Raw genomic sequence first — 25,661 nt, forward strand, 5'->3', positions numbered from 1 at the left:
ACAGAAGAGTTACTTTTTAGTCAGCCTTGTCAGGTAAGCATCTTCATCCTGCATTACTTTTTCTACTGTAAAACCATTATTTTCTGCAGCATTTTTCAAGGTCTGAAAATCAAGATACAGCCATTTGATCGGGTTTTCGGATTCTCCTTTGTAATGAACTACGTAATCCAGCTCGCCATAATAACCGCCAGCCGGAATATATACACCACCGTCTTCATCACGGTCGAACATATACAGGATATCTGTGCTATCGATTAAGATTTGTCCGTTATCATTCAGGAAAGTGTGAAGTTTTTTAAGGTAGGTATCAATTTTGTCCAGGCTTTCAAAAATTCCGGTTCCATTCATCAAAAGCAGAACGGTATCGAAAGTTTCACCGGAGAAATCAAGCATATTTTCACAAACCGCTTTTTTTATTCCACGGAGTTTGCAGACTTCAATCGATTTTGGTGAAATATCTAATGCCAAAACATCAAGATTCCTTTCATTCTGAAGATACAAAGCATGAGAACCGGCACCGGCACCAATATCCAGCACCTTTCCCTGAGCTGCATCCAGCGCTTTCTGCTCAATATCGTTCATCTCTTCAAAATCCCTGAAAAGGTAGTCTACCGGAAGTTCATCCAGTTCCGATATTGAAGTTTCCGTCTGCAGATCTTCTGGATTTTCGTTGTGAAAATAATCCCAGACTGCCTTACCCATTAAATCTTTCATTGCTGTCTTTAAAAGTGCAAAGATAAGGGTTTCGGGGGCTGGGTGCAAGTTGTTTCGGGGTACGGGGTTCGCGGTACGAGGTATGGGGTTCGAGTTTCGGGGTACGGGGAATTATGGTTTTAGTCAGAATAGTAAGGTCAATGGTGAATTTTGCTTCGCAAGTGAGTGGTGAATGGAGGATTCAAGAACCAGGAACCAAGAAACCAAACATCACACAACGGGTATCAAAAATAATACACCCTTATTAACCGAACTACTCTAACCAGTAACCAAAAAGCCAGCAACCAGCAACAAAAAACTCGCAAATAAAAAACAAAATCCACATCTCGAATCCCGAAACCCGAACCACGCATCCCACAACACCTACCCCATCGAATCCTTCTCCTTATGCCTATCCTTCTCCGATTCATTTTCCGCTACGCCCGCTTTCCAGTAGGAATAGGCGTTCAGCTCCTGTGCGGTCCAGTTTTTTTCTTTCCGCAGGTAAGTCCGTATGTCTTTGACACTTGAAAATTCTGCTGCAATGTACCCGAATTTTGTGGTTTCCGGAATATTGATGCTTTTTACGGTATCAGCCATTTCACTGCTGATATGAGGTGTTGCGTTATGAAGCCAAATGAATTCAATATCAGCTTTGGTTTCAAAAATCTGTTCGTCTTCTTTTCCGTGAACTTCGATGATGCAGACTCCTTTTGCTTTTTCCGGCAGTGTTTCCAGCATGGCTCCAAGAACCGGAATGGCTGTAGCATCTCCAGCAAACAGGTACCAATCTGCTTCCGGATACATTTCTTTTGTTTCTGTACGCATCATGATGCCGAGCTTTGAACCTGCTTCAGATTCTCTTGCCCATTTTGAAGCGGGACCACCGTCTCCATGATCCACAAAATCGATGATCAGTATATTTTTCTCAAGATCTATTCCGCGATGGGTGTAGGTTCTTACGGCCGGAGCCACTTCTTTTGGAGGATAAACCCACTGGCGGTTTTCATCCAGAGTGGGAAAATGGATTTCATTTAAACCCGCCGGAGGTACAGCAATTTTATTATTATCGCCGATGGAAGTATTTTTGAACAAATGAGCATCAGGAGAATAGAGATACACTCTTATAAAATGGCCTGTGATATATTCTTTTCTGATAAGTTCTGCAACAACGCGGCCTGTTGGAATTCTTGTCATCTTTTTATTTTTTATTCAATACAAATTTAATTTTATTTTGTCTAAATAAAAACAATTAATCTAAAAATGTAAAGCTCCGCTACAAAATTGCAGCAGAGCTTTACGGTGAAAAACAAGGTATCTTTAAACCGCAGGTCCTGCTGCGTCTTTTATTTCTTCTATTAATTTTTTATGTTCGCGAAGTCTTCTTCTCGCAATTACAGATTTACCGCCTAAAACCCTGATAAATCTTAAATACTGGAATCTTTCTCTTCCGAAATGATGGGTCAGTACATAGAGCAATACTCCAAACCCGGTTAAAATAATGTATCCAAAGATCTTTTTACCGGATACGATAATGGCATTCAGCTGAATAGTCTTCATATTGGCTGCTATATTCTGGGGACTCACCGTCATTCCATCAATATACACAGCAAGATCACCTACCGCCGTCACCTGAAAACGGTACTGAAACCATGAATACAGTGCTGAGAAAAAGCCCACCGCCAGGAAAGTTCTCCAAACCAAGACCAGCCCGATGGCTGCCAGCATATCATCCAGTTCAAGTTTATCCAGCGTATAAAACCACACTGAAATAAACAGCGAACACATTCCATATCCTTTTAAAAACATCGGCAGATACCAGTTTTCATAATTGAATTCCAGGACCATTGAAAAATACATGATCAATGAATATCCCATCATCGCAGAAAAACCGGAGAAGATGAACATTTTCAGGGGTATTTCTTTTTTGAACCAGAATACAGCGACTGCACCTGCCAGAATAATTCCCGGAATCATCAGCATATTCAATCCAGCATTCGTCTGTTGGTCGTAACCAAGAACTCCTACCGCAAAGGTATTCTGAAGTGAAGTCGTTCCTAAGAACATTCCCAGGCACAACAGCATAAACAAACCATGCTGCACATTATTTTTTGTGAAAATTTTGAATGATAAATAAGGTCTTTTTAAAGTAAACTGACGAACCACCAGCAATGCAAAGCTTACAAAAGCCGCAATGCTCGCATTCATAATGTCTTTTGAATTCCACCAGTCCTGCTGTTTCCCGAATGAAAAAACATATGCGGAAAACATAAACGTCGAAACGAAGAGCATGATACTCATCCAGTCAATGTAGTGTAACGGAACTTTTAATGCAAAATATTTATCATGCATAACAACCCAGTGAATCAATGCCAGTATAAAACATAATACCGCTGCAATCACATAAAAATGCTGCCAGTTGTAATTAATAGAAACTACCGCTGCATAATAAGCCGCCACCTGATTCATCGCCAAAACAAAGGTGTAAAACAATCCGTAAAACATCCCTCTGTTCCCGATCATCGCCATAAGGGGAAGAAACAGCTCAATCGTCACCATCATCTTTAAAAAACCGATAAACAGAGCCGTAAATACAAATATCATAGGCTGCATTGTCGTTCCGTTGATGTAGCTCAGCAGTCCTAACAATACGAGCAGTATGGTCATTTTATCCCTCACCTTGAATCTCATCTTCAGTCTGAGGACAATCGGCATACAGGCACCCATTCCTATGGTTGTCGCATAATTAGCCCACATGAAATATTCGGTCATGGCTCCGGTACCGCTTACCAGATAACTGATATTTCCCGTATACACACCACCAAGCGGCATCACCACAGCCAGCAGCAGTACGATAAGCAGAAGCTGTACGGGTTTTGGTACCCAGTTGTTGTATAGTCCTTTGTTGTACATGAATTTAGAAGTTAGATATTAGAGGTTAGAAGTTAGAGGATGGAAGCGGGAGGATGGGAGATGGAAGTTTATCTTTGTCGTTATACTTCTGCATTCCAAATAAGTTCCTTTAGAAAAATTAGAAATTATCAGAGAGGAGCCAGAAACTGTTTTTTCATCTGCATCAGCTTCCCTCTTCTGGCTTCCGGCTTCCTTTCTTAATCTTTTAATCTCTAAATTTTTTAATTTTTTAATTTACATTCACATTCATATTCATTCCCGCACTCAGCTGAGCCAGGTCTTCCTTTTTATTGGCAGTGCTGAATTCTATCCTTACCGGAATTCTCTGCTGTACCTTGATAAAGTTTCCTGTGGAATTATCGGTAGGAACGTTTGAATATCTTGAACCTGTTGCAGCGGAAATAGCCGTAACCGTTCCTTCAAATTTCTTTCCTCCCAAAGCATCAGCAGTCATCATCATTTTCTGACCGACTTTAATATTCGGCATCTGTTTTTCCAGGAAATTGGCGGTTACCCATTTCTGACCGTTCAGAACGATGGTCGCCACCTGCTGACCGGGCTGAATCAGCTGTCCTTCAGAAATCGTTCTCCGTCCCATTACCCCATCATAAGGTGCTGTGATTACGGTATAAGAAAGATTGATCTTCGCCATATCCAGTGCAGATTTCGTTCTTTTGATCTCCGCATCATTGATTCCTAATTTACTTTTCACCTCAGTGGTAGAAAGATTGGCAGACTGCTTCTGATTCACCAGTGTTTCATACGCTGCTTTCTGCGCATCATATTCAGTTTTGATCTGGTCATACTGCTGTCTGGTCACCGCTTCTGCAGCAAGAAGGTTTTTATATCTGTTTAAATTTTGCTCGGCATTCCACAATCTGGCTTTAGCACCTGCAATATTGGATTCCATCACGCTTACGTTATTGGAAACGGTATTGACGGATGAACTTGTTGCCGATCTCTGTGCCAGTGCATTCTGATAAGCAGCTTCCGCCTGACCCAATTGGGTTAAAAGTTCATTTTTATCCAGAATAACCAAGGTATCTCCTTTTTTAACTTTCTGGTGTTCGATGAATTTTATGTCTTTAATATAGGCTGAAACCCTTGTATTGATCGGGTTGATGAATTCTTCTACCTGAGCCGCTTCCGTATACGTTTTATCTCCAATGTGGAAATATTCACGGACCAGCCAGAAAAGCCCGAATCCTATTACCAGAAATACTACGATATTAGAAATTACCGCTCTTATTTTATTCTTTTTATTCTGTTTCTTTTTCACCACCGCTCCTGACTGTGCCGGAGCCGCCTGAGTATTTTGAGTTGTTTGTTCCTTGTTTTCCATTGTCTTGATTTTCAGTTTTAAATTAAAGAGTCCCCGCAGCTTTCAGCAGGTTGTAATATTGATACAGCACATTGATTTCCGCATTGGCAAAATCCAGCTCCGATTGCAGCTTCTGATTTTGTGCATCAATCATTTCTGCCTGTACTGCCAGCTGGTTCAGGTATTTCGCTTCCGTAATCTTGTAGTTTTCTTCTGCCAGTCTTTTCGCATCATTCAGAATATCAGCCTGCTGGATCGATTCCTGGTATTTTACATAAGAAGCATTTACCGCCATGTCCACATTCTGCTGAACCAGCGTTACCGCGTCTCCTGCCTGTGTTTTCTGCAGTTCACCAAGCTTTACTTTCTCCTTTGTTTTATACAGGTTATCAATATTATAGCTTAATGAAACGCCAGCCTGCCATCCTCCTGAATACATATCCAGAACAGGATTTCTGTTTGTAACCGGACGCTGTAAAGTATATCCTCCAAACCCTGAAAGTGTGGGCATCTGATCTGTTTTGATGATTTCTATATTTTTATAAGCAACATCAATGTTTTTCTTGGCAGATTTCAGCTGTGGATGGCTGTCATGGGCAAGATCCATATAATAATCCATGCCGATACCGGATTCTTTACCTTCAAGACTTTCAACAGGAACAATTTCCGTTTCAGAAGGCAGTCCCAATGCCATATTTAAATTATAATTAAGGATCTTTTTATTGTTCGTTAAGGTCAGAATTCCCTGATCCAGGTTTTTGATCGCCAGCTCTCCACGGATCACTTCATTACGGGTCACCATACCCTGCTGATAAAATTTCTGAATGTTTTTAAGACGTTCCTGTGCCAGCTTTTTATTATTCTGAAATACAGATTCCTGATTCACCATTTTGTAAACGTCCAGATAATTGGAGATCACAAGAAATTTTACATCAAGTTTGTTTTTTTCCAGATCCAGTTCGGAAAGCTGTTCACGAAGAGCCGCCATTTCAACGGATTTATTCACTAAACCTCCTTTAAAGATCAGCTGCGTTGCCTGTACCGCATACGAGCTTCCGTAATGAGGCATCGGAATATTGGTTGAGCTTGAAAAATCTTTGTCTATGGCTACCGCATCACCTAAATAGAACTGGCTTGTAGAAGCTGTGATATTAGGGAGCTTTTGAAGTTTTGCCACATTTGTATTCTGTTTCGCAATGTCTATATTCTGAGCAGACACTTTTAACTGCTGATGGTTTTTCACAGCCAGATCGGCCGCTTCACCTGCAGTCATCTGTTTGATCTGTTGAGAAAAAAACAGCGCAGGGAATAGAGCTACCACGAGTGATAGTGCTGTTTTTATATTCTTTGTCATTTTACCTTGTTTTACGAAGGCAAAGTTACGGCAGCTATGAAGTCAAACAAATGTTTGAATTTTGGAAAAAGATGTTCAAATGTAAGATTTTAATTTTCGAACTGATGTCTGTACTGGGTAGGACTTACATCAAGATGCTTTTTAAAAAAGTGGGAAAACGAGTATTGATCGCTGAATCCAAGGATTGAAGACACCTCTGAAACCGGTTTATTGGAGGAGTTTAAAAGCACTTTCGCTTCATTCATCACAATTAAAGCAATAATCTGGCTTGCAGACTTTCCTGTAATGGATTTCACCACCGAAGAAAGATGTCTGGTTGTAATGGACTGGCGTTCGGCATAGAACTCTACCGTCCGCTCGGTAAGATGATGGTTGGAAAGATCCGTAAGAAATACAAAAACAATCTCCTCCTGTCTGGACATCTGATTCATAGAGTAGCTGTCCTCTTTAGAAATAATTCCGGACATCTGATAGCAGAAAACCGAAAAAAGATGCTCTACCATTTCTTTTTTATACAGCATTTCTGCATCTGAATCCAGAATAAATTTCAGGAAATTGACACTTTTCCAGACTATATCCATTTCGTTTTCAGGAAAAGGAACGCCTTTATTCATCTGCTGGCGGAAATAGCGGTACGTGATCAACCTGTTGAATTTAAGGGACAACGCAGAGATAAATTCTCTTTTATAGGAAACCATCCGGGACTGAAAATCCCCGCTTACAGAAACCATCTCATAGATCGTCTGCGGATCGGTAACCATAAACATATTGGCGGAAAGCTCCAGATCACTGAAATGCTGACGGAGCTTTATAGTCCCCGACTTGATAAAAATAAAGGCAGGATTTTCCGGGCGGAAAGGCTTATCCGCAGAAATTCTCTCGAAAATATTATGTTGGGTAAAAATCTCAACACCGAATTTTTCTAAGGCTGACATATCACAAATGTAGCCAATATATTCTGTGTCTACAATATTTTAGTCTTCCAGGGAATACACTGCAAAGCTCGCCAGCCAGTGATCTCCGCCATAATTTCCCTGAAACAGCAGAGGAAGCCCGTTCGCTAAAAATACATCAGCCGTTTTTCTGAAATCTTTTTTCAAAGGATGACCGTCAGGAAGTGCTTTTGATATTCCTTTCATACACCAGGCTTTGGAAAAGGACAATCCCACAAGGTGAACGGTCTGATAATCGCTCAGGTCGCTTACCACAGGAATTTTTTCAATATTCTCCAGGCTTCTTTTTTCATAGAAATTATTCAGCCAGACGACAAACTCCTTCTGAGGAAGCACTCTTCTCATCAGGTCGGCAATTTCAAGACTTGGCGAAAAGAAGTCGGATCCGTCCGGTTCCAGATACGCAGGGGTTTTCTGGTCTTTTCCGTAAAAATATTTTGCTTTTTCTTTCAGCTGATTCTCAAATTCCTTATCATTGTTTGCAATAGCCCAGTCGATGGCAAAAGCCAGTCCGAATGCAGTATTCGGGTGAACTCCGGTTCTGTTCGGGTAGGTTTGTTTGGGAAGATAAGTCTTCCAAGACTGTAAGATCTTATCTGTTAATGGTTTTAAATTTTCGTGCCAGATCTTAGCTTTAGGATGATTCCAAGTAGTCAACTCTTCATCAAGCTTTAGCAGCCATGCCCAGCCATAGGTTCTCTCAAACGTTGTAGTCAGCTGATATTTAGTGAAATAATCAGCTTCGGTCTGTAGGTTTTCTTTATTTAACGAATTGTCAAGAATTTTCTCGATGTCTTTAGCATTGGCAAGATTCGGTTTTGTCTTCAGCAATCTCACAAGCATCCAGTGGCCGTGGACAGAGCTGTGCCAGTCGAAACAGCCATAAAAGCTTGGGTGAAGATCTTTTGGCGTCAGAGGAACTTCTCCGGCATTATTAATGATATGTGCCGTTTTATTTGGGTATTCCTGATTGATACAGTGAAGAGGTTTTTCCAATAATTTAACCGCCATTTCATCAGTTAATTTCGGAGCTTCCTGAGCATACATCAGAAATGGAGAAAACACGAATGCTAAAAGACTTTTTTTCATTGTATAAAAATAGAAAATAATTTAGATTCAAAAATGATTTTTAAACTTCATTAAAATATATAAATCATAAAAATTCTCATAAAACAATATGAATTTTTAACAAAACAAAGATTTGTGCATAATTTTTGATAAGATTCAATAAAAAATATTCATGATCAAATTATTTTTACCTTTATGTATGCTTCTTTTAATGAGCAGCTGCAAAAAATCTGAAATGGATGCTGTAAGTTCTCCAGATATAGTTAATAGTCAGCCTCCACCAAGAGAAGAAGCCTATCAAATGGCGCCTGTAAGCTCTATTTCAGAAAAATCAGAAACAGTAGATCAGTCTCCACAACCCGCTCTATCGCCAAAACCAATCGACACCATCAGTAAAAAGGTCATTAAAAACGGCAATATGAAAATCCAGGTGGGAGATATTAAAAAAGCACAGAATCAGGTAGGAGATATTCTGAAGAAAAACAATGCTTATATTCAGACTGAGCAGTATCAAAACACCGATAATGATGATAATCTGGATCTTGTGATCCGTGTTCCGCATAAAAATTTTGATGCTTTAATCAATTCTTTTTCTGACGGAGTGGGCTCTGTTTTGTCCAAAAATATTTCGTCTGATGATGTTACAGAAGAATATACGGATGTTTCCATCAAATTAGCCAATAAAAGAATTTATCTGGAAAAGTACCGGAATATGCTCAGAAGTGCTTCTACCACTAAAGACATGATTGAAATTCAGGAGAAAATCCGTGAACTTGAAGATGAAATAGATGTTGCGGAAGGCAGACTTCGGTTTATTGATGACCGTGTGAATTACAGTACACTCAACCTGAGTTTATACAAAGAAAAAGTGAGAAGCTCTGCTACCTCAAAAATTGGCTTCGGAAGCCGGTTTGCCGATTCTGCCACTGAAGGCTGGAACAGTTTTGTAAGTTTTCTGCTGGGAATTATTTCATTCTGGCCGTTTTTATTGCTGATTCCAATTCTTATTTATTTGTGGAGAAAATGGAGAGCCGGAAGAAAAAAATAGCCTGAGGTTTCGGGATGCGGGGTTCGGGGTTCGAGTTTTTGAGATTCGTGTTTCCGGGTTCGGGCTAAATGACAAGAATAATGTTTTATATATACTAAAAATCCGGATATCGTGAAGATACCCGGATTTTTATTGCATGATCTGTTATTTAAGCATTAAAATGTTCTTTAACCTTTTCCAGCACCTGCTCATCCGACATTTTCTGCGCGGTATCCAGCGTTATGCTAAGGTTTTTAAACTGAGCTGTATCGTGAAGATAATTCTTCAGCTCTTCCTGAATGGTTCCCGGACCTGTAATATAAACTTCCTGGGAGTTGGTAAGAAGATGTTCCACTTCTTTGAAGAATTTGACTCTGTTGGTACGTTCTGCATTGTTGGCTGCATTTTCACTGGAATTTCCGTGCTGTATTTCTGCTTTCACGGGGCTGCAGAGAAAAAATTTGAATGCATTCTGAGCATCGTGATTTTTTACAACAATTGCTTTTTCCGTATCAATCCAAAGTCCTGCTAATTTCTTGTCTGACATAATTTATTTTTTTGTGTTATGTCCTGTATAAAACAAGAATGGTGCAAAGGAGATGTTAAGGGCTGTTAAATGTTTTTTGAAGCTACTTTCAGATGTATACAGACCGTAAAAAAGCCACCTTTATCATAAAGATGGCTTTAATTGATTTTTTATGTATTAACCTGTATTCTACTTTTTGATCGTTTTAGTGACACTGCCTCCATCTTTGTATATAATTTTTACAAAATAGATTCCGCGTTGAAGAGTACTGATATTCAAGCTGCTTTTTGAAACGTTTCTTGAAGAAAGCATCTGAAGACCTTGAGTATTAATTACCTGCACTTCACTGATCTTCCCGTAATAGCTTTCCGGTGCAAAACTGATCAGATGATCCGATACAATTACTGAAAGTCCGTCTTCCTGACTATTTCTTCCAACAGCAGTACATTCCGGACCTTCATTGCAATTGCTTACAACTTTCCATACGGCATTGCTTCCCGGTGCTTCTCCCGGATTTGCATACCATTTGTTTTCCCAGATTTTGCAGGCATGAAATACTTTTGTACCCGCAGTTGCGTAAGCCTTAGCCGGATTATATGATTGTGATCCGCAATAGGTAACTGGACCGCTTGTCTGGCAGTTCGGGCCTTCTGTACATGTACTGATTTCTTCCCAAACCATATTGCTTCCGGGAAGTTCATTCGGATTAGCATACCATTTATTTTTCCAGATTTTACAGGCATAGAATACGCTTGTCTGAGCCGTTGGATAAGCATTGGCCGGATTATATTGCTGCGCTCCGCAATACACTCCATTTCCGCCTTCTATTTTTTTAGTTCTGATTTTTAATTCATTGCTGGCATCAGAAATCTGGTCGTTCTGCGCCACAGCTTTTATCGTGTAGCGATATTCCGTGTCATGGTTTAAACCTGTCCGTAAGAAGCTGGTTTGCGTTGTTTCTCCAACTTTGGCTCCATTTTCAAAGATTTGATAATTCTTAATGCCCAATGTATGACTTGAAGCCATCCACATCAGTGAAACAGAGTTTTCAGTGACGCCCATTGAATGGAGATTCGCTGGGGCTACAGGTTTTTCAGGAGTATTCTGACTGTCGGTTTTCACAATAAGCGGAGCGCTTTTCGGTGAAGTCAGTCCTGTAGAACCTTTAGCCTGTATTTCATAAGTGTAATTCGTATTGGCAGTTAAGCCGCTATCTTCAAATTCAGGAACGTTTACATTCTGTACAGCCTGTCCGTTACGGAAAACCGTATAGGATGCAGCATCTGACTGCGGTGTCCAGCTGATTTTTGCCGTAGAGCTTGTTACTCCTATTTTGGTGAGACCTGTAGGGGCAGCCGGCTGTGTAGGCGTTACTGTTGATTGTACATTCACATCAATGACATTATAAAATGCATTCTCGGTATCTGCCACATCCCAAACGGCAAGAATAACGTGATACCCCTGACGGTTAGCGGGAATAGTGATATGATGCGGTGTATTATCCTGAGGCGGCGTACCATTATGGACCACCTCACCGATAAGCTCCAAGTTCTGACGTGAAAGCGGCTGATTGGGGTTCCAGCCCGGTTTCGTCATATAATAATGCCATTTTGCTGTGGCGTGATAAGCGAGATACTTCCAGATAAAGGTATTCACTCCGGTTGTGATATTGGTTTTCTTCCATCGGTCGGCGGTTTGAAGGTCCAGAACCGTATTGCCTCCTATACTTCCATTGGCAGAAGCGATCATTCCGTCTGCCGGACCGAATGCCGGAAATCCTTTTTTGGCTTCGAGAGATCCGGGTTCATTGATTACACTGCCATAAATTCCCAATGCAGCGGTGTAACCGAGTGTAGCCTTGTCAAGACTTCCCTGATAGCCCCGTGAAGCCGGACTCATTACGTATCCGTGGGCTGACAGCTGTGTTGAAGAAAATGCCAGAGCACACAACAATAGTGCTGAAAAAAAGTTTCTAAGTTTAATCATATTTAATGTATTTAAGGTGTTTCATTATTTTTCCAGCTAATCTGACGGAAAGACTACTCTATTTTATCATCACCAGATCTTTAATAAAAACCGGGTATTTTCTGATCAAAAAAATGATGAGCGGACATCCTAAAGAATTCGCTGTTAATCATAACAATTAAAAACCATAGGAGTATATGATTAGCTATTTAAGCACTGTAAACGGAATTCGTTAAAGCGATACTCAAATTTAAAAAAACATCTTATAATTAATACATTTAAGTGAAAATTAATTCAAATAAATATAATTATGATTAATATTAATCAACATAAATTAATTATGAAATAAATTACTTTAATTTCAAAAATCATTAGAATTATCTTCAAGTTCAGACGCAGCAAGACCACCGATTTTCGTCACTTTTCTTAGTGCCAATCAGTGTTAATAAGTGAAATTAATGAATGTAAACCCGGAAAAATTAAAAATGGATTTATCTTTTCAGCCTTTTATTTTCCCAGTACAAAGACAGCAGGGATTTTATGAAGTTCCGGTTTTACCTTTTTCCAGTCGTTGATGGTTTTGGTCTGGATGAATTCATGTTCCGGATCGTTGATATTGGCTGCGATGCAGAGCTTTGTGTTTGGAGACAGAAATTTAGTCAGATCTTCAAAAAGCGCATTGTTCCTGTATGGTGTTTCCATAAAGATCTGTGAATATCCGGTTTGCTGAACCAGGCTTTCAAGGCGCTGGATCTGTTTTTTCTTTTCTCCTTTATCAATCGGAAGATACCCGTGAAATGTGAATTCCTGCCCATTAAATCCACTGGAAATTAATGCCAGAATAATAGATGAAGGCCCTGAAAGCGGAATCACTCTGATATTTTTCTCATGGCACCATTTTACAATCAGGTTTCCGGGATCAGCAATACATGGGAGCCCCGCCTCAGAAAGCAATCCGAAATCCTGGCCTTTAAGCATCAGATTCTGAGCTTCTTTGATATCCGCATTTTCCGTGTATTTATCCAGCAGAAACAGATTCAGATCAGCCTGCTTCTTTTCAGGAGCGAAAAATTTAACCACTTTTCTGGCTGTTTTTTCGTTTTCCACAAAGAAGTAATCCGTCTGCATAATATACTCTTTCAGAACGGGTGAAAAATGAGTGATAGACGTGTTTTCTGATAAATAAGCAGGGAGTAGAAAAAGCATTGTATTGTTTTTTAGTTCTTTATTGGATTAATGACAGAAGAAAGCTGGTTCTTAATAGCTTCACAGCCTCTGTCTATCAGCTGGAAAACTTCTTCAAAATCGTTCATATCTCCCCAGTAAGGATCGGGAACTTCTGTATTTTTGTGATCACCAAGGACTTCCAGAAATAATGAAACTTTCTGACGCTGTTCTTCATTGCGTGTCTTTGAGACCACATCTGCATATACATCAATATCCATGCAGTAAATCTTATCAAAAGTATCAAAGTCAGCTTTGGTAATGGGTCTGGATTTCTGTTTTGAAATATCAATCCCATGATTTGCAGCCGTCTTGACAGCTCTGTTATCTGGATGTTTTCCTTCATGCATGGAAACGGTTCCTGCTGAGTCTACAAAAACATTTCCAGGAACTTTCGTCTTCATAATACCTTCTGCTAAAGGACTTCTGCAAATATTCCCGAGGCAGACCATTAGTATTTTCATATATTTTTTAATTGAAAGATTAAATAATTTAATGATTTAAAGATTTTGCCGCTGTTCACCAGAAGCAAAACTAAATAAAAAATGAAGAATACTGCTATTCTCCATTTCAATTTATTCAGATAAAATTATTTTCTATTTTTTGATTCTTTCAGCAAGATCTTTTACATACTTCTTTACTTCTTTATCAATTTTTGATACATCCTTGATGGTATCGCAGGCGTACATTACGGTTGAATGGTCTTTCCCACCCATTTCCTCACCTATTTTTGTAAAGGTAGCATTCGTTAATTCTTTTGAGAAATACATCGCCAGCTGTCTTGGAAGGGCAATTTCTCTTTTTCTTGTTTTGGAAAGAAGCTGCTCTTTCTTGATTCCGAAATAATCGCACACCACTTCCTGAATATAAGGAATATTGATGACTTTCTTCTGGTTCGCAGCAATTTTATTGATGGTATCTTTCAGCAATTCAAGGCTAAGATCTGTTCTGTAAACCGTAGAGTAAGCAATTACAGAGTTGATCACCCCGATAAGTTCTCTTACATTGGTTTTAGCTTCAGCAGCTAAGAAATCAAGCATATCCCCCGGAAGAACGATTCCATCTCGGCTTAATTTATCTACAATGATCTGTCTTCTTGTAGAAAGATCCGGAGATTTGATCTCAGCAGAAAGTCCCCATTTGAAACGGGAAACAATTCTTTCCTGAATATCCATAATATCTGCAGGTGCCTTATCTGAAGTAAGGATGATCTGCTTTCCGTTCTGGTGAAGATGATCAAAGATATGGAAGAAACTGTCCTGTGTGGCAGATTTACCGGACAGGAACTGAATATCATCAATGATCAGAACATCCACCATCTGGTAGAAGTTGGCAAACTCGGTCTGCTTATGAGCTTTCGCGGCAGAAATAAACTGCTGGATAAATTTTTCAGAGGACAGATAAAGGACTACTTTATCCGGAAACTGGTTTTTCACTTCAAGGCCTACCGCCTGTCCCAGGTGTGTCTTCCCTACTCCATATCCTCCGTGAAGGAATAATGGATTGAAAGCGGTTGCTCCTGGTCTTTTAGCAATGGATCTGGCTACCGTAGCAGCAAATTTATTACTTTCTCCTTCTATATAATTATCAAAAGAATAGTCAGACTTCAGGTTTGAGTCTATATTTACCTTTCTGATTCCCGGCACTACAAAAGGATTCACAATATTGGCAGAGAATCCCTGCGGCATTGTTTCCTGCATTTTTGGTGTTGGAACGCTTTTCCCCTTCATGTTCATCGTTACTGGCTTTTCCTCTCCGGTAGGCCTGTTTTCCATCACAGAGTACCACAATTTCACTCCTTTTCCAAGATTTTTCTTCAGGGCAGCAGAAAGCAGGGATAGGTAATTATCCTCAATATATTCCTTGTAAAAATCGCTCGGCACTATAAGCGTAAGGTTATTGGCAACCAACGAAAGTGGCTGTACCTTATCGAATAGCATGTCGAAGGATTTTTCAAGCTTCTTTAGATCAGAATTGTCTTCAGCTGCGTTCAAATTATCACGCATGAACTGAAGGCACTTCTGCCATATCATCATTAAATTTTCATCCATATTTATGCCCCGATTAATTCTTTGTTAGTACTTTTTGTAGAAGGAAGACAAAGGTCCAATTTTTTCTTTTTAAAAAAAAATATTGCGGGTATTGATTATTTAAAAATATATTTGTATGTATAAATACAGACTAAAAATGATACATACAACCCACTCAATACGAGTACGTTACGGAGAAACAGACCCTATGAAATATGTGTACTATGGGAACTATGCAGAGTACTTTGAAATTGGAAGAGTTGAACTGTTCAGAAACATAGGAATGTCATACGATGAAATTGAAAACCAAGGAATTTGGCTCCCTGTTTCAGACTATAAAATCAAGTATCTGCGTCCGGCCTTATATGATCAAAAATTGGAAATCCATACGTATGTGAAAAAAATTCCCGGTGTAAGAATTGAATTTGAATATGAAATTTACAATGAAGATCAGGTGAAAATCACAGAAGCATCCACCACTCTATTCTTTTTGGACGCCAAAACCAACAAGGTGATCAAGTGTCCGGATTTTCTGATGAAGCTGATTGAGGAGAACTGGAGTAATTAGATGTTAGGTGGCAGATGTTAGGTGGCAGGTCGCAGATGATAGGTAGCAGGTTATAGGTAGCAGGTGGCAGGTTATAGGTGAAAGTTTAGATATGGAGAAGGATAGTTCCTTAAAGTATGGCTGTTTTTAAACTAATTTGCATCTTTGCACTTCCATAATAATTATTTTAATACTATATACATTTATATATATCTATGAAGATCGCATTTTTGGGCCCGCATGCAAGTTTCACACAACTTGCGGCCACGCAGCTTTTTCCTGATGATGAACTCCTTCCCCAAGCCAATATTTTAGATTGTTTTAATGCAGTGAATTCCGGGGAAGCGGACAAAGCAGTTGTTCCTTTGGAGAATTCTATTGAAGGAACGGTTTCTATGACGCTGGATTATTTATACAAAACACCATCCATCAAAATAGAAGCGGAAGGCGTCATGCCCATCGCCCACCATCTGATGATCCATCCCGAGAATACTATTGAGGATGTTGAAAAAATATATTCGCACCCGCAGGCTCTGGCGCAAAGCTTTCATTTCCTGGATACCCGTTTTAAAGAAATAGGAAGACAGGATTTTTCCTCCACCGCCGCCGCCGCAAAATATGTTTCGGAAAATAAGGATCTGAAAATAGCAGCAGTCGCCAATCAGTTTGCGGCTAATTTATATGGATTAAAGATTGTTCACCGCAATATCCAGGATTTTGAACAGAATCACACCCGGTTTATCGTGATCTCAAAACAGCAGAATACATACCATAATGAAAGTCTTCAGGTGCTGGGTGAGAAATCAGGAATGCTGATCAATCTTCCGGAAGATCACCCGGGAGGTCTCCATCAGGTACTTTCTGTTTTTGCATGGAGAAAAATGAACCTCAGCAAAATAGAATCCAGAACTTTAAAAACAGGACTTGGAAATTATTTCTTCTTCATCAATGTTGCCGGAAAATGGGAAGACATCCTGCATGGGAACGCACTTCTGGAACTCCAGTCGATCAATGCAGAAGTTGATTTTCTCGGAAATTACAAAGAATTCCTTCTGGAAAGCTAAAAAACATTCATTTTTACCCCATAGACACTGCTTCGAAAGGCAGTGTTTTTTTTGTTACATTATTACTCCAAAAATCCCATTATCATTTGGGTACTGACAGAATTACTCCACTTTTTGTCACAAAAAATGACAGTTTTTGACATTTTTTCATGTTAAATATTTCATTAATTAGTGATATAAAGAAATAAATTACATATTTTTACAGCATAAAATAAATTCTAAAATAAAGATACATAACCACATTACGGGATAAAGTCAAATAAATAATAAACATATGTTTAAATTATTCATACGATAATTAATAATTTATTAAATAAATCATAAATAAGGCATGATTTTTGCATTACTTCTTTGAAAACTAATTAAAAAACTTACACATGAAAACCAAAATCTACAGCTTATTATTAGCTCTGTCTACCGTTCCCGTATTTTCCCAAGTTGGGATAAATACAGCTTCGCCTTCAGCTACATTGGACGTTAATGGTACTGTAAAGGTGCGTGACATTCCTTTAACTACAGCCCTTCCAGGGTATGAAATTCTCGCATTGAATACCGGAAGTGCACAGATCGCCAAAGTAGACCCTCAAGTTCTTTACAATTCTACCGTAAATACCAGTGTTTATGCGGCCAAAAAAACTACAGGAATCAATCTTCTGAGTTTAGGTCTTTTCCCGGATGGATTCAGGGCGGTTAACTTTTTAGCTTCCGAAAGATCAGTAGGATCCGCAGCACTATTCTCTGATACGGATAACACGTTCACCATCCCTTCTACAGGGGTTTATCAGGTAGGATTTTCGTTCCGTTATGGCGCAGGGCTTCAGGCAGCCATTCTTACAAATACGCCGGGAATTGGAATTTTTAGAAACAGAGCAGGTGTTGGTACTCTTATCGACAATCGTGTATTCAGCGGCCTTACCATTCCTCTTTTATTAAGCTTAACCATTTCAGACAGCTCTATTAATTCCCTGTATTCATTTCAGGCAGGAGACAAGATTTCATTCGGGCTTACAGGATCTTCTGCTTTAGAGGCAGCAATACTGGGGACAAGTGTCAGCTCTTTCTTTATCTACAAAGTATCCAATTAGAACAAAAATCATTTAATCACTCTACACAGTTAATCCATCACAGAATATGTGGTGGATTAATTTTTGATCCGGTTAAAAACATTTGCTTTATATTTGATAAAAACTAAAGAATGAGTGAAGTTCTCTTAATTATATTAATCATAGCTATCCTGTTTTTTATCTTTAACAACCTTAATGCTAAGATTAAAAGGCTTGAGAGAGAGGTTGATGATTTAAAACTTAAATTTCATGAGCCTCAAAAAAATGCGGTAGATCAACAGTTTGAAAGAGAACCTGCCACAGAATCTGAAATACTGCAGCAGGCTCAAAATACTCCGGAACTTCAACAATCCAATGCTCCCGAACTTCCTTCACCTCCTCAAAAAGATTGGCTGGAGCCTGTTTTTGATTTTCTGAAACAAAATATCCTGACGATTATTGGTATTTTTACCCTTGTTCTTGGGATAGGGTATTTTGTAAAATATGCCATCGACAAAAACTGGATCGGTGAAACAGCAAGAGCCGGAATAGGTCTTGCGGTGGGAGCAGGAATTATACTGGCCGGACATTTCTTACGAAAAAACTATGCAGTATTTGCATCCATCATCACCGGAGGCGGCATCGCGGTTCTGTATTTTACAACCACTATTGCCTTCAGGGAATATCATCTTTTTACACAGAATACGGCTTTCTTCATCACTACACTGATTACCGTAATTTCTATTGCTCTCGCCTATTATTATAAAAGTGAACTTCTTATTATTTTTGCACTGCTGGGCGGGTTTTCAGCACCGCTGATGATCAGTACGGGACAGAGCAATTATCTGTTCCTCTTCACTTACCTTACTCTTCTGAATATCGGTATGCTTGCCGCTGCATTTCTTAAAAACTGGAGAAGTGTGGGTTGGACGGCTTATGTTTTCACGAGTCTCTATCTGTTTTCCTGGACTTCTGAAAAGCCGGAGCTGCTTACCGTGTTTTTTTATATGATCAGTTATATTATTTTCTACTTTTTTGCCCTTCAGGATTATATCAGGAACAAAGTACTTTCGCCCTGGAATACCTTAATGCTTGTTCTGATCAATTTTTCGGGTATTATAGGCTTAATCTATATTTTCAACACAGCCGGCTACGAGCCTGTTATTATTTTCCCGCTTATTTTTGCTGTGGTTAATGCTGTTCTTCTTTTAAAGGAATATCAAAAAAAGGATTTCGGTTTCAGCTACTCTATCTTTGCGGCACTCACCATCAGTCTTATCACTGTTGCGGTTGCTCTTCAGTTTAAAACACACCTCATAACCAGTGTTTGGGCTGTAGAAGCATCACTTCTGCTTTATATCTGGAAAAAAAGTGGTCATCGCATTTTCAAAACCTGTTTTTATGTTTTGTTTCCGCTGGTGATTATGGCCCAGATTGTGACGTGGTCCACCTATTTCAATAAGGAAAATATGACTGTGGTTTTTAATCCGGTATTTCTGACCAGCCTGGTTACCATTGCGACAACAATCGTGAATCTTTTTCTTCTGAAAAAAATCAATGAGGACAGAAAAACGGAAGACGGTTTCTTTGAGACTGTTTTCTCAATAGCAAGTTATGGGATTATCTATCTTGCTTTGCTGCTGGAGATCACTTATCATATTTCAGACAGGCCATGGTCTGTTATCATGAGTATCGGAGTCCTTTTCAGCATCTATTATATTTCCGGCCTGCTGCTGCTCAGAAAAAAACTGGATATAGACAAAACCATCCAGGCCGGACTGGTCTACCTCATCCTGATCCTGATTGCTTTTAATGCTTCATTTGTAGCCTCAGAACTGGCAACCTCAGTCTTATATAAAAACGTGGCGCTCAGTTTTTATATGCTTCATCTTTTGCACTGGATTCCTTTTGTTTATATCCTTTGGAACACCTCTCTTGTTCCTGATTTTTATAAATCAAACATTTCTTACTGGGCCTTGTCTGCAACGCTTACAGTTGCGGTGAGCTGCGGTTTTTACAATACCTACCTTGTAAGTTCTGTAACTGACCTCGACCAGATTTACAAAGCAAAAGAACACTTTACCATTCTTTATCTTCCTATTATATGGACAGTTCTGGCAAGTCTGTTTATCTATATCAGCCTGAAAAAAAACATTCCGGAATACAGCAGAATCGGCTTTATCCTCATTGGAATCATGGTTCTGAAGCTCTACAGCTATGATGTCTGGCAGATGGACAATATCTCCAGAATTACGGCATTTATTATTCTGGGAGTTATTTTATTATTGAGTTCGTTTACGTTCCAGAGGCTGAAGAATATTATTAAAAATATGGTTGATAAGAAGGAGAAAGAGGAAGATGTTTAATGTTTAATGTTTAATGTTTAATGTTTAATGTTTAATGTTTAATGTTTAATGTTTAATGTTTAATGTTTAATGCAAAATTAAACAGTATTTGGGGACTTCCCTCTTCCAGTCGCGTAGGTTATTTCCGAAAAAAGCTATTATTTCTAAACAATATTTAAAATATCGTAAAAATTCATTCACATTTTATAAAAATTAGTTATATTTATCCAGTTTTTAACAGTTACATATTCTGGTTATGAAAAAAATTCTCTATTCTTTTTTAATATTATCATCTGCAACATTATTTGCGCAGAAGAATCCTTCTGTAAAATTTGCCGTTGCCAATGATATTGTCGGAACAGTTGGTATGTTCAATGCAAAAAAAGCCATCGTTCAGAGCTCAAACGCTTACAAAAATGCTGCAGGACTGCCTCAGGGATTAAAAAAATACGGCTTTATTGCTGAAAGAGGTCTTACAGAGTTCAAAATCAAAAACGGTTACGAAGCTCTTGACAGAATATCCCTTGCTGAACTGAACACTCAAAACGGTGTTGCGGAAAATACCCCTGTTTTTATTGAGGGCTATGAATTTCCGGATACCAACATCAAGATTTACGGTGATATACTGGGCAAAACGGAAGTTAAAGATCACAACGGGAAGAAAACAGTATTCCTGAAGGTTCTTTAAAAATACTTTGTCTACAACAATATAAAAAAGGATACCATGGCGGTATCCTTTTTTATGGTCAGGAAGTTTGAAGATGGAAGTTGTTGTGGCCGAAAGTAAAACTACAGTGTTTTCCTGTTTAATTTTTAGCCTTCTACATCAAATTTTAGAGAACCGGTTAAAAGTATCGACTACGAATAACCTCAAACTTCCCTCTTCCAGCTTCCCATCCTTAATATCTGTCGCTCCATTTTTTCTTAAGCTCCTCATAGATTTTTTTCTCAGTGGCATTACTGCCGGGCTGATAAAGTTTTACATTTTTAATTTCTTCCGGAAGAAAATCCTGATCTACAAAATTCCCTTCGTAGGAATGGGCATACTTATAGTCTTTCCCATAATCCAGATCTTTCATCAGCTTGGTGGGTGCATTTCTCAGATGCAGCGGTACCGGTAAATTTCCGGTCTGCTTCACCAGAGCCAGCGCCTCATTGATCGCCATATAGGTTGAATTGCTTTTCGGGGAAACCGCGAGATACACCGCAGTCTCACTCAAAATAATTCTGGATTCCGGATTTCCGATCACATTAACCGCCTGAAAACAGTTATTCGCAATCACCAACGCATTAGGATTGGCCAGCCCGATATCTTCAGCCGCCAGAATAAGCATTCTTCTTGCAATGAATTTAATATCCTCACCTCCCGCAATCATCCTTGCCAGCCAGTAAACGGCACCGTTGGGATCACCGCCACGCATGGATTTTATAAAAGCGGAAATAATATCATAATGCTGCTCACCGTTTTTATCATAAAGGGCCATGGTTTCCTGCAGAACCTCAAGAACATCTGCATTGCTGATCTCTTCCTTATCCGAATTTTTGTACTGGTTAAGGACAAGCTCAACAGAATTGATCAGTTTTCTTGCATCGCCTCCGGAATACTGGATGAGTGCTTCATTTTCTTTGATTTTAAAATGAGTTCCTTCATCTTTATTATATCTCTGTGACGCGGTATCAATCAATTCCTCTAGTTTTTCATAGCTCAGTGCTTTCAGAATATAAACCTGGCTTCTGGACAAAAGCGCCGAAACCACTTCAAAGCTTGGGTTTTCTGTGGTCGCGCCAATTAACACAATCCACCCTTTCTCAACGGCATGCAGAAGCGAATCCTGCTGGGACTTATTGAACCGGTGAATCTCGTCTATGAATAAAATAGGAGATTTCCCTGAAAATAAATTCTGCTTTTTGGCATCTTCAATCACATCACGTACGTCCTTCACTCCTGAGGAAACCGCAGAAAGCTTATAAAACTTCCTCCCGGATTTTTCAGAAATAATTTCCGCCAGCGTTGTTTTCCCTGTTCCCGGAGGCCCCCAGAGAATGAGTGAATTCAGGGTATTATTTTCGATCATCTTCCTGATCGTGCCCTTTTCACCGGTAAGATGTTCCTGCCCCAGAACTTCCTCCAGGGTTTTGGGTCTTAATTTTTCGGCTAATGGTATATTTTGGCTCAAGATAATTTAATTTTTAGGATGAACAGCTTCAGTTTTTTGTCTCTGAAACTTCTAACAAAATTAAACTAATTTTAATTTTTTTACCCTATTTTTGCATTGTTTTGAAACTTACATTCAATAAAATCATTAGTTTTCCTTTGGTAATTTTGATCAAATTTTACCAGTGGTTTATTTCGCCCCTGCTTCCCAAAAACTGCCGTTATCAACCTACCTGCTCACACTATATGGTGGAAGCTCTTCAGGTGCACGGTATTTTCAAAGGACTCTGGCTGGGAGTAAGAAGAATTTTAAAATGCCATCCGTGGGGAGGCAGCGGCTACGACCCTGTTCCGCCTAAAAAATTAAATCAATAACAAACTATTAAATCAATAGAAATGAGTAACCTATTTTTCAGAATTTATCTTGTTGTATTTGCATTTATGATGCAGTTCACATTTGCTCAGGACTATCCTGGAGGTTTATCAGACGGTACCCTGAAAGTAAACGGTGGAAACGTTCCTGTAAAAATCTTTTCTACCACCGAGATAGACCAGCTGAATGCTTTTCCTGAAACAAACGCAGGCAGTAATGTTCTGGTCATTCTGAACGAATCCAATTTTGAACCGGCTTACGTGAATTACAGTATGACCACGCTGGAAAAATACAAAGGTTTACAGTACCAGTTCTTCGACAAAAATTTTAAACTGATCGACGGTCCTGCTACAAAAGATAATATCACTCATTTCAAGTATGCGGTGAAAACTGCAAAACCGATCAGCGGATCAGATACTGTTGCGCTTGACACTCCATTTAAAATCTGGGATCCTTCCAAAGGAATTCAGCTGGGGCCGGTTACCCTGCATTTCTACAGCTTAATGTTCGTTTTTGCCTTCGGGTTTGGGTATATTTTAATGCTCAGAATCTTCAAAATTGATAATGTGAACCAGAAATATCTGGAACCGCTTTTCACATGGACCTTAATCGGAACCATTTTAGGAGCAAGACTTGGGCACGTTATTTTCTATCAGCCTGAACTGTTCAAAGAAGATTTCTGGAGTGTATTTTTACCGATAAGCACTAAAAACGGATTCAAATTCACAGGATTCTCCGGACTTGCGAGCCACGGAGCTACCATAGCACTGATTTTCACTACCTTATATTATTCATTTAAGATCATTAAGAAAAACCCTTTCTGGGTGTATGACAGAATCGGAATCGTGGTTGCTTTAGGCGGTGCTTTTGTAAGAATCGGTAATTTCTTCAATTCTGAAATCGTAGGAAAAGCTGTTGATCCTAATTCTCCATTGGCTGTTCTTTTCCCGCAACAGAGCAGTGAATACGGTGCTACCGTTCCCCGTTATCCAGGACAACTTCTTGAAGCTGCCGGATATTTCCTATTGTTCCTCCTATTATGGGTATTATACAGAAAAACAGACAAAAAATATCAGCAGGGATGGCTGTTCGGATTATTCTTTATCATTCTTTGGGCTGTAAGATTCTTTGTTGAATTCTTAAAAGAGCCTCAAGGCGATGAATTTATCCAGATCGGCGGACTCAACACGGGACAGGTACTTTCCATTCCGTTTATGATTGCCGGGGTTGTAATCATGATTATTTCCAAGAAATTTAAAATCACTCAGGCGGAAAACGAGAAACCTGAATAAATATGAAAGGGCAAATTGGCGGAAAAGCGAATTTGCCCTTTTTTTATTGGGATAAGAGCCAAGAAGCAAGATGCCAGACATCAGACGTCAGACATCAGACTGAACCAGCTAACCGGCAAATGGCAAAACCCATTAAGTTTAAACCTTTCAAACGTCCTGACTCTAAAACTCTAAAACTCTCTGACTCTAAAGTTTCACGCCGTTTCTCCTGTTTAACTCTTCGAAGACACTTCCAAACGTATTAATTACATCCGTAGGAAGCATAGATTCTTTAGAATACTTTTCAGCCGCTACATCTGCTGCTTTTCCGTGAAGCCATACCCCTAAAATACAGGCATTTTTTGCAGAATATCCCTGTGCAAGCAGTGACGTAAGAACTCCGGTGAGAATATCTCCACTTCCGCCTTTTGCTAAACCTGCATTTCCGGTAATGTTATAATATGTTTCTCCTTCAGGAGTCACGATCTGGGTATGATGGTCTTTTAATACGATATAGATATTGAATTCCGCAGCTTTTTCGATGGCAAGCCTTAGCCGTTCAAACGAATTTTCTGTACTCCCAAATAACCTTTCAAATTCCCTTGGATGTGGAGTTATAATAGATTTTCCGGGAACCTGCCTGAGGTATTCCGGATTTTTTGAAATGATATTCAGGGCATCAGCATCTAGTATAAGAGGTTCTTTATAGTTTTTCAGAAAATGTAAAAGTCCTTTTTCAGTCTGGCTGTCACTTCCCAGTCCTGGCCCGATTCCGTATACCATCCCCTCTTCCGCTTCAATGTTTTCAATATACCGAGTTCCGCTTTTTATAAACATGGCTTCGGGACAAGAGGTTTGCAAAATAGCATAACCGCATTCCGGAGCCAGCGTAAAAGTAAGGCCGGCACCTGTTTTTAATGCCGCTTTGGTCGCCAAAACCACAGCTCCTATCTTTCCATAGCTTCCTCCTGCTATCGTAACTTTCCCATAGGTTCCTTTATGGGAGAATTCCTGTCTGGGTTTAAAAATGCTGTCTGCAAGCTTTTCATCAATGACAAAATCTACAGCAGCTTCTGTATGAGAATATTCAGGATGGAGATCTATATCAAGGATGATCACTTTTCCTGCATATCTTCCGGTTTCAGGATGAAGAAAACTTTTTTTCCAGCACTGAAAGCTTAAGGTATAATCTGCTTTAAAGATGACTGCTCCCTCTTCAAACAGATGATCGGCAGGCAGTCCCGAAGGAACATCAACTGACATTTTAATACAGCTTTTTTCATTCAGAAATTCAACTGTTTCTTTGCTGATTCCTTCTAATGGGCGGGAAAGACCAGTTCCAAAGAGAGCGTCAAGAATAATCGTTTTACTGTCAAAATTATACTGATCGGCTTCTTTAAAATCTTTCACAGAAATTCCTGAAAAATCCCGGAGTCTTTTTAAGTTCACCGAAGCATCATCTGAAAATTTCCCTTTCACATTCTTTACAAATACATCTACATCAAAGCCTTTCATATAAAGAATTCTTGCGGCTGCCAATCCGTCACCGCCATTGTTCCCGTTTCCACAAAACAGCGCTATTTTTTTGTGGTTTTTGCAGTTTTCCGAAATCCAGCCCGCCAGTGCTTCTGAAGCTCTCTCCATCAACTGTATGGAAGAAACCGGTTCTTGCACAATGGTAAACCGGTCCCAGCCGCGTATCTGTTCTGCAGAAAATATTTTCATAGGATGTTCAAACTTTTAACCAAATTACGAAAGTTTTCCTGTTTGATTTGTTTCTTCATGATAA

Annotated in this window: 22 protein-coding genes; 8 read left to right on the forward strand and 14 right to left on the reverse strand. The window is 39.3% G+C overall.

What is annotated here, in order from left to right:
* Window positions 1-9: 9 nt before the first annotated feature.
* The 7 genes from JET18_RS17600 to JET18_RS17630 form a co-directional block, all read right to left on the reverse strand.
* Window positions 10-714: a class I SAM-dependent methyltransferase gene (locus JET18_RS17600; RefSeq protein ID WP_202093218.1), complete on the reverse strand. Its 705-nt coding sequence runs from the start codon at window positions 712-714 to the stop codon at window positions 10-12.
* A gap of 363 nt (window positions 715-1,077) precedes the next feature.
* On the reverse strand, window positions 1,078-1,890 hold the full coding sequence (locus JET18_RS17605; RefSeq protein WP_202093221.1) for a siderophore-interacting protein: 813 nt from the start codon (window positions 1,888-1,890) through the stop codon (window positions 1,078-1,080).
* Window positions 1,891-2,013: 123 nt separating this feature from the next.
* A complete protein-coding gene (locus JET18_RS17610) occupies window positions 2,014-3,606 on the reverse strand; it encodes an MFS transporter (RefSeq protein WP_202093223.1) in 1,593 nt (530 codons plus the stop codon).
* A 229-nt stretch (window positions 3,607-3,835) separates the two neighbouring features.
* Window positions 3,836-4,948: an HlyD family secretion protein gene (locus tag JET18_RS17615; protein ID WP_202093225.1), complete on the reverse strand. Its 1,113-nt coding sequence runs from the start codon at window positions 4,946-4,948 to the stop codon at window positions 3,836-3,838.
* Between the two features lie 22 nt (window positions 4,949-4,970).
* Window positions 4,971-6,281 (reverse strand): TolC family protein, encoded by a 1,311-nt coding sequence (locus tag JET18_RS17620; protein WP_202093228.1) that lies wholly within the window; start codon window positions 6,279-6,281, stop codon window positions 4,971-4,973.
* An 89-nt stretch (window positions 6,282-6,370) separates the two neighbouring features.
* Window positions 6,371-7,216 carry a helix-turn-helix domain-containing protein gene (locus JET18_RS17625; protein WP_202093230.1) on the reverse strand — a complete coding sequence of 282 codons (846 nt, stop codon included), beginning with the start codon at window positions 7,214-7,216 and terminating at the stop codon, window positions 6,371-6,373.
* A 39-nt stretch (window positions 7,217-7,255) separates the two neighbouring features.
* Window positions 7,256-8,323, reverse strand: coding sequence for a DUF2891 domain-containing protein (locus JET18_RS17630; RefSeq protein ID WP_202093232.1), 1,068 nt, complete (start codon window positions 8,321-8,323; stop codon window positions 7,256-7,258).
* A gap of 151 nt (window positions 8,324-8,474) precedes the next feature.
* On the opposite strand from JET18_RS17630, the gene JET18_RS17635 reads away from it, so the two are divergent.
* Window positions 8,475-9,350 (forward strand): DUF4349 domain-containing protein, encoded by an 876-nt coding sequence (locus tag JET18_RS17635; RefSeq protein WP_202093234.1) that lies wholly within the window; start codon window positions 8,475-8,477, stop codon window positions 9,348-9,350.
* A gap of 148 nt (window positions 9,351-9,498) precedes the next feature.
* On the opposite strand, the gene JET18_RS17640 is transcribed toward JET18_RS17635, so the two are convergent.
* From JET18_RS17640 to dnaA, 5 genes are all read right to left on the reverse strand, one after another.
* Complete coding sequence (locus JET18_RS17640) at window positions 9,499-9,876, reverse strand: hypothetical protein (protein WP_202093235.1); 378 nt, start codon at window positions 9,874-9,876, stop codon at window positions 9,499-9,501.
* A 168-nt stretch (window positions 9,877-10,044) separates the two neighbouring features.
* On the reverse strand, window positions 10,045-11,841 hold the full coding sequence (locus JET18_RS17645; RefSeq protein ID WP_202093238.1) for a lytic polysaccharide monooxygenase: 1,797 nt from the start codon (window positions 11,839-11,841) through the stop codon (window positions 10,045-10,047).
* Between the two features lie 486 nt (window positions 11,842-12,327).
* Entirely contained in the window at window positions 12,328-13,026 is a 699-nt protein-coding gene (locus JET18_RS17650) for an SAM-dependent methyltransferase (RefSeq protein WP_202093239.1), read from the reverse strand.
* Window positions 13,027-13,037: 11 nt separating this feature from the next.
* Window positions 13,038-13,508, reverse strand: coding sequence for a low molecular weight protein-tyrosine-phosphatase (locus tag JET18_RS17655; protein ID WP_202093241.1), 471 nt, complete (start codon window positions 13,506-13,508; stop codon window positions 13,038-13,040).
* 132 nt (window positions 13,509-13,640) lie between these two features.
* Window positions 13,641-15,095: a chromosomal replication initiator protein DnaA gene (gene dnaA / locus JET18_RS17660; protein ID WP_040996098.1), complete on the reverse strand. Its 1,455-nt coding sequence runs from the start codon at window positions 15,093-15,095 to the stop codon at window positions 13,641-13,643.
* A 136-nt stretch (window positions 15,096-15,231) separates the two neighbouring features.
* Here dnaA and JET18_RS17665 point away from each other — a divergent pair, with 136 nt between their 5' ends.
* From JET18_RS17665 to JET18_RS17685, 5 genes are all read left to right on the forward strand, one after another.
* Window positions 15,232-15,642 carry an acyl-CoA thioesterase gene (locus tag JET18_RS17665; protein WP_202093244.1) on the forward strand — a complete coding sequence of 137 codons (411 nt, stop codon included), beginning with the start codon at window positions 15,232-15,234 and terminating at the stop codon, window positions 15,640-15,642.
* A 194-nt stretch (window positions 15,643-15,836) separates the two neighbouring features.
* Window positions 15,837-16,685: a prephenate dehydratase gene (gene pheA / locus JET18_RS17670; protein ID WP_202093246.1), complete on the forward strand. Its 849-nt coding sequence runs from the start codon at window positions 15,837-15,839 to the stop codon at window positions 16,683-16,685.
* A 377-nt stretch (window positions 16,686-17,062) separates the two neighbouring features.
* The gene (locus JET18_RS17675; protein WP_202093248.1) at window positions 17,063-17,770 is read left to right on the forward strand and encodes a hypothetical protein; all 708 of its coding nucleotides are present in this window, start codon (window positions 17,063-17,065) and stop codon (window positions 17,768-17,770) included.
* 110 nt (window positions 17,771-17,880) lie between these two features.
* A complete protein-coding gene (locus JET18_RS17680) occupies window positions 17,881-20,094 on the forward strand; it encodes a DUF2339 domain-containing protein (RefSeq protein WP_202093250.1) in 2,214 nt (737 codons plus the stop codon).
* A gap of 235 nt (window positions 20,095-20,329) precedes the next feature.
* On the forward strand, window positions 20,330-20,761 hold the full coding sequence (locus JET18_RS17685; protein WP_202093252.1) for a hypothetical protein: 432 nt from the start codon (window positions 20,330-20,332) through the stop codon (window positions 20,759-20,761).
* A 211-nt stretch (window positions 20,762-20,972) separates the two neighbouring features.
* Here the strand turns inward: JET18_RS17685 and JET18_RS17690 are convergent, their stop codons facing one another.
* Window positions 20,973-22,250: a replication-associated recombination protein A gene (locus JET18_RS17690; protein ID WP_202093254.1), complete on the reverse strand. Its 1,278-nt coding sequence runs from the start codon at window positions 22,248-22,250 to the stop codon at window positions 20,973-20,975.
* A 101-nt stretch (window positions 22,251-22,351) separates the two neighbouring features.
* On the opposite strand from JET18_RS17690, the gene yidD reads away from it, so the two are divergent.
* Window positions 22,352-22,603 carry a membrane protein insertion efficiency factor YidD gene (gene yidD / locus JET18_RS17695; protein WP_202093255.1) on the forward strand — a complete coding sequence of 84 codons (252 nt, stop codon included), beginning with the start codon at window positions 22,352-22,354 and terminating at the stop codon, window positions 22,601-22,603.
* Window positions 22,604-23,044: 441 nt separating this feature from the next.
* Window positions 23,045-23,893, forward strand: a complete 849-nt coding sequence (gene lgt, locus JET18_RS21905) for a prolipoprotein diacylglyceryl transferase (RefSeq protein ID WP_317193282.1) — start codon at window positions 23,045-23,047, stop codon at window positions 23,891-23,893.
* Window positions 23,894-24,079: 186 nt separating this feature from the next.
* Here lgt and JET18_RS17705 read toward each other — a convergent pair whose 3' ends face one another.
* Entirely contained in the window at window positions 24,080-25,597 is a 1,518-nt protein-coding gene (locus tag JET18_RS17705) for an NAD(P)H-hydrate dehydratase (protein ID WP_202093259.1), read from the reverse strand.
* Window positions 25,598-25,661: the final 64 nt, after the last annotated feature.

Origin of the sequence: Chryseobacterium endalhagicum (assembly GCF_016745235.1) — a bacterium.
In the GTDB taxonomy this organism is placed as follows: Bacteria; Bacteroidota; Bacteroidia; order Flavobacteriales; family Weeksellaceae; genus Chryseobacterium; species Chryseobacterium endalhagicum.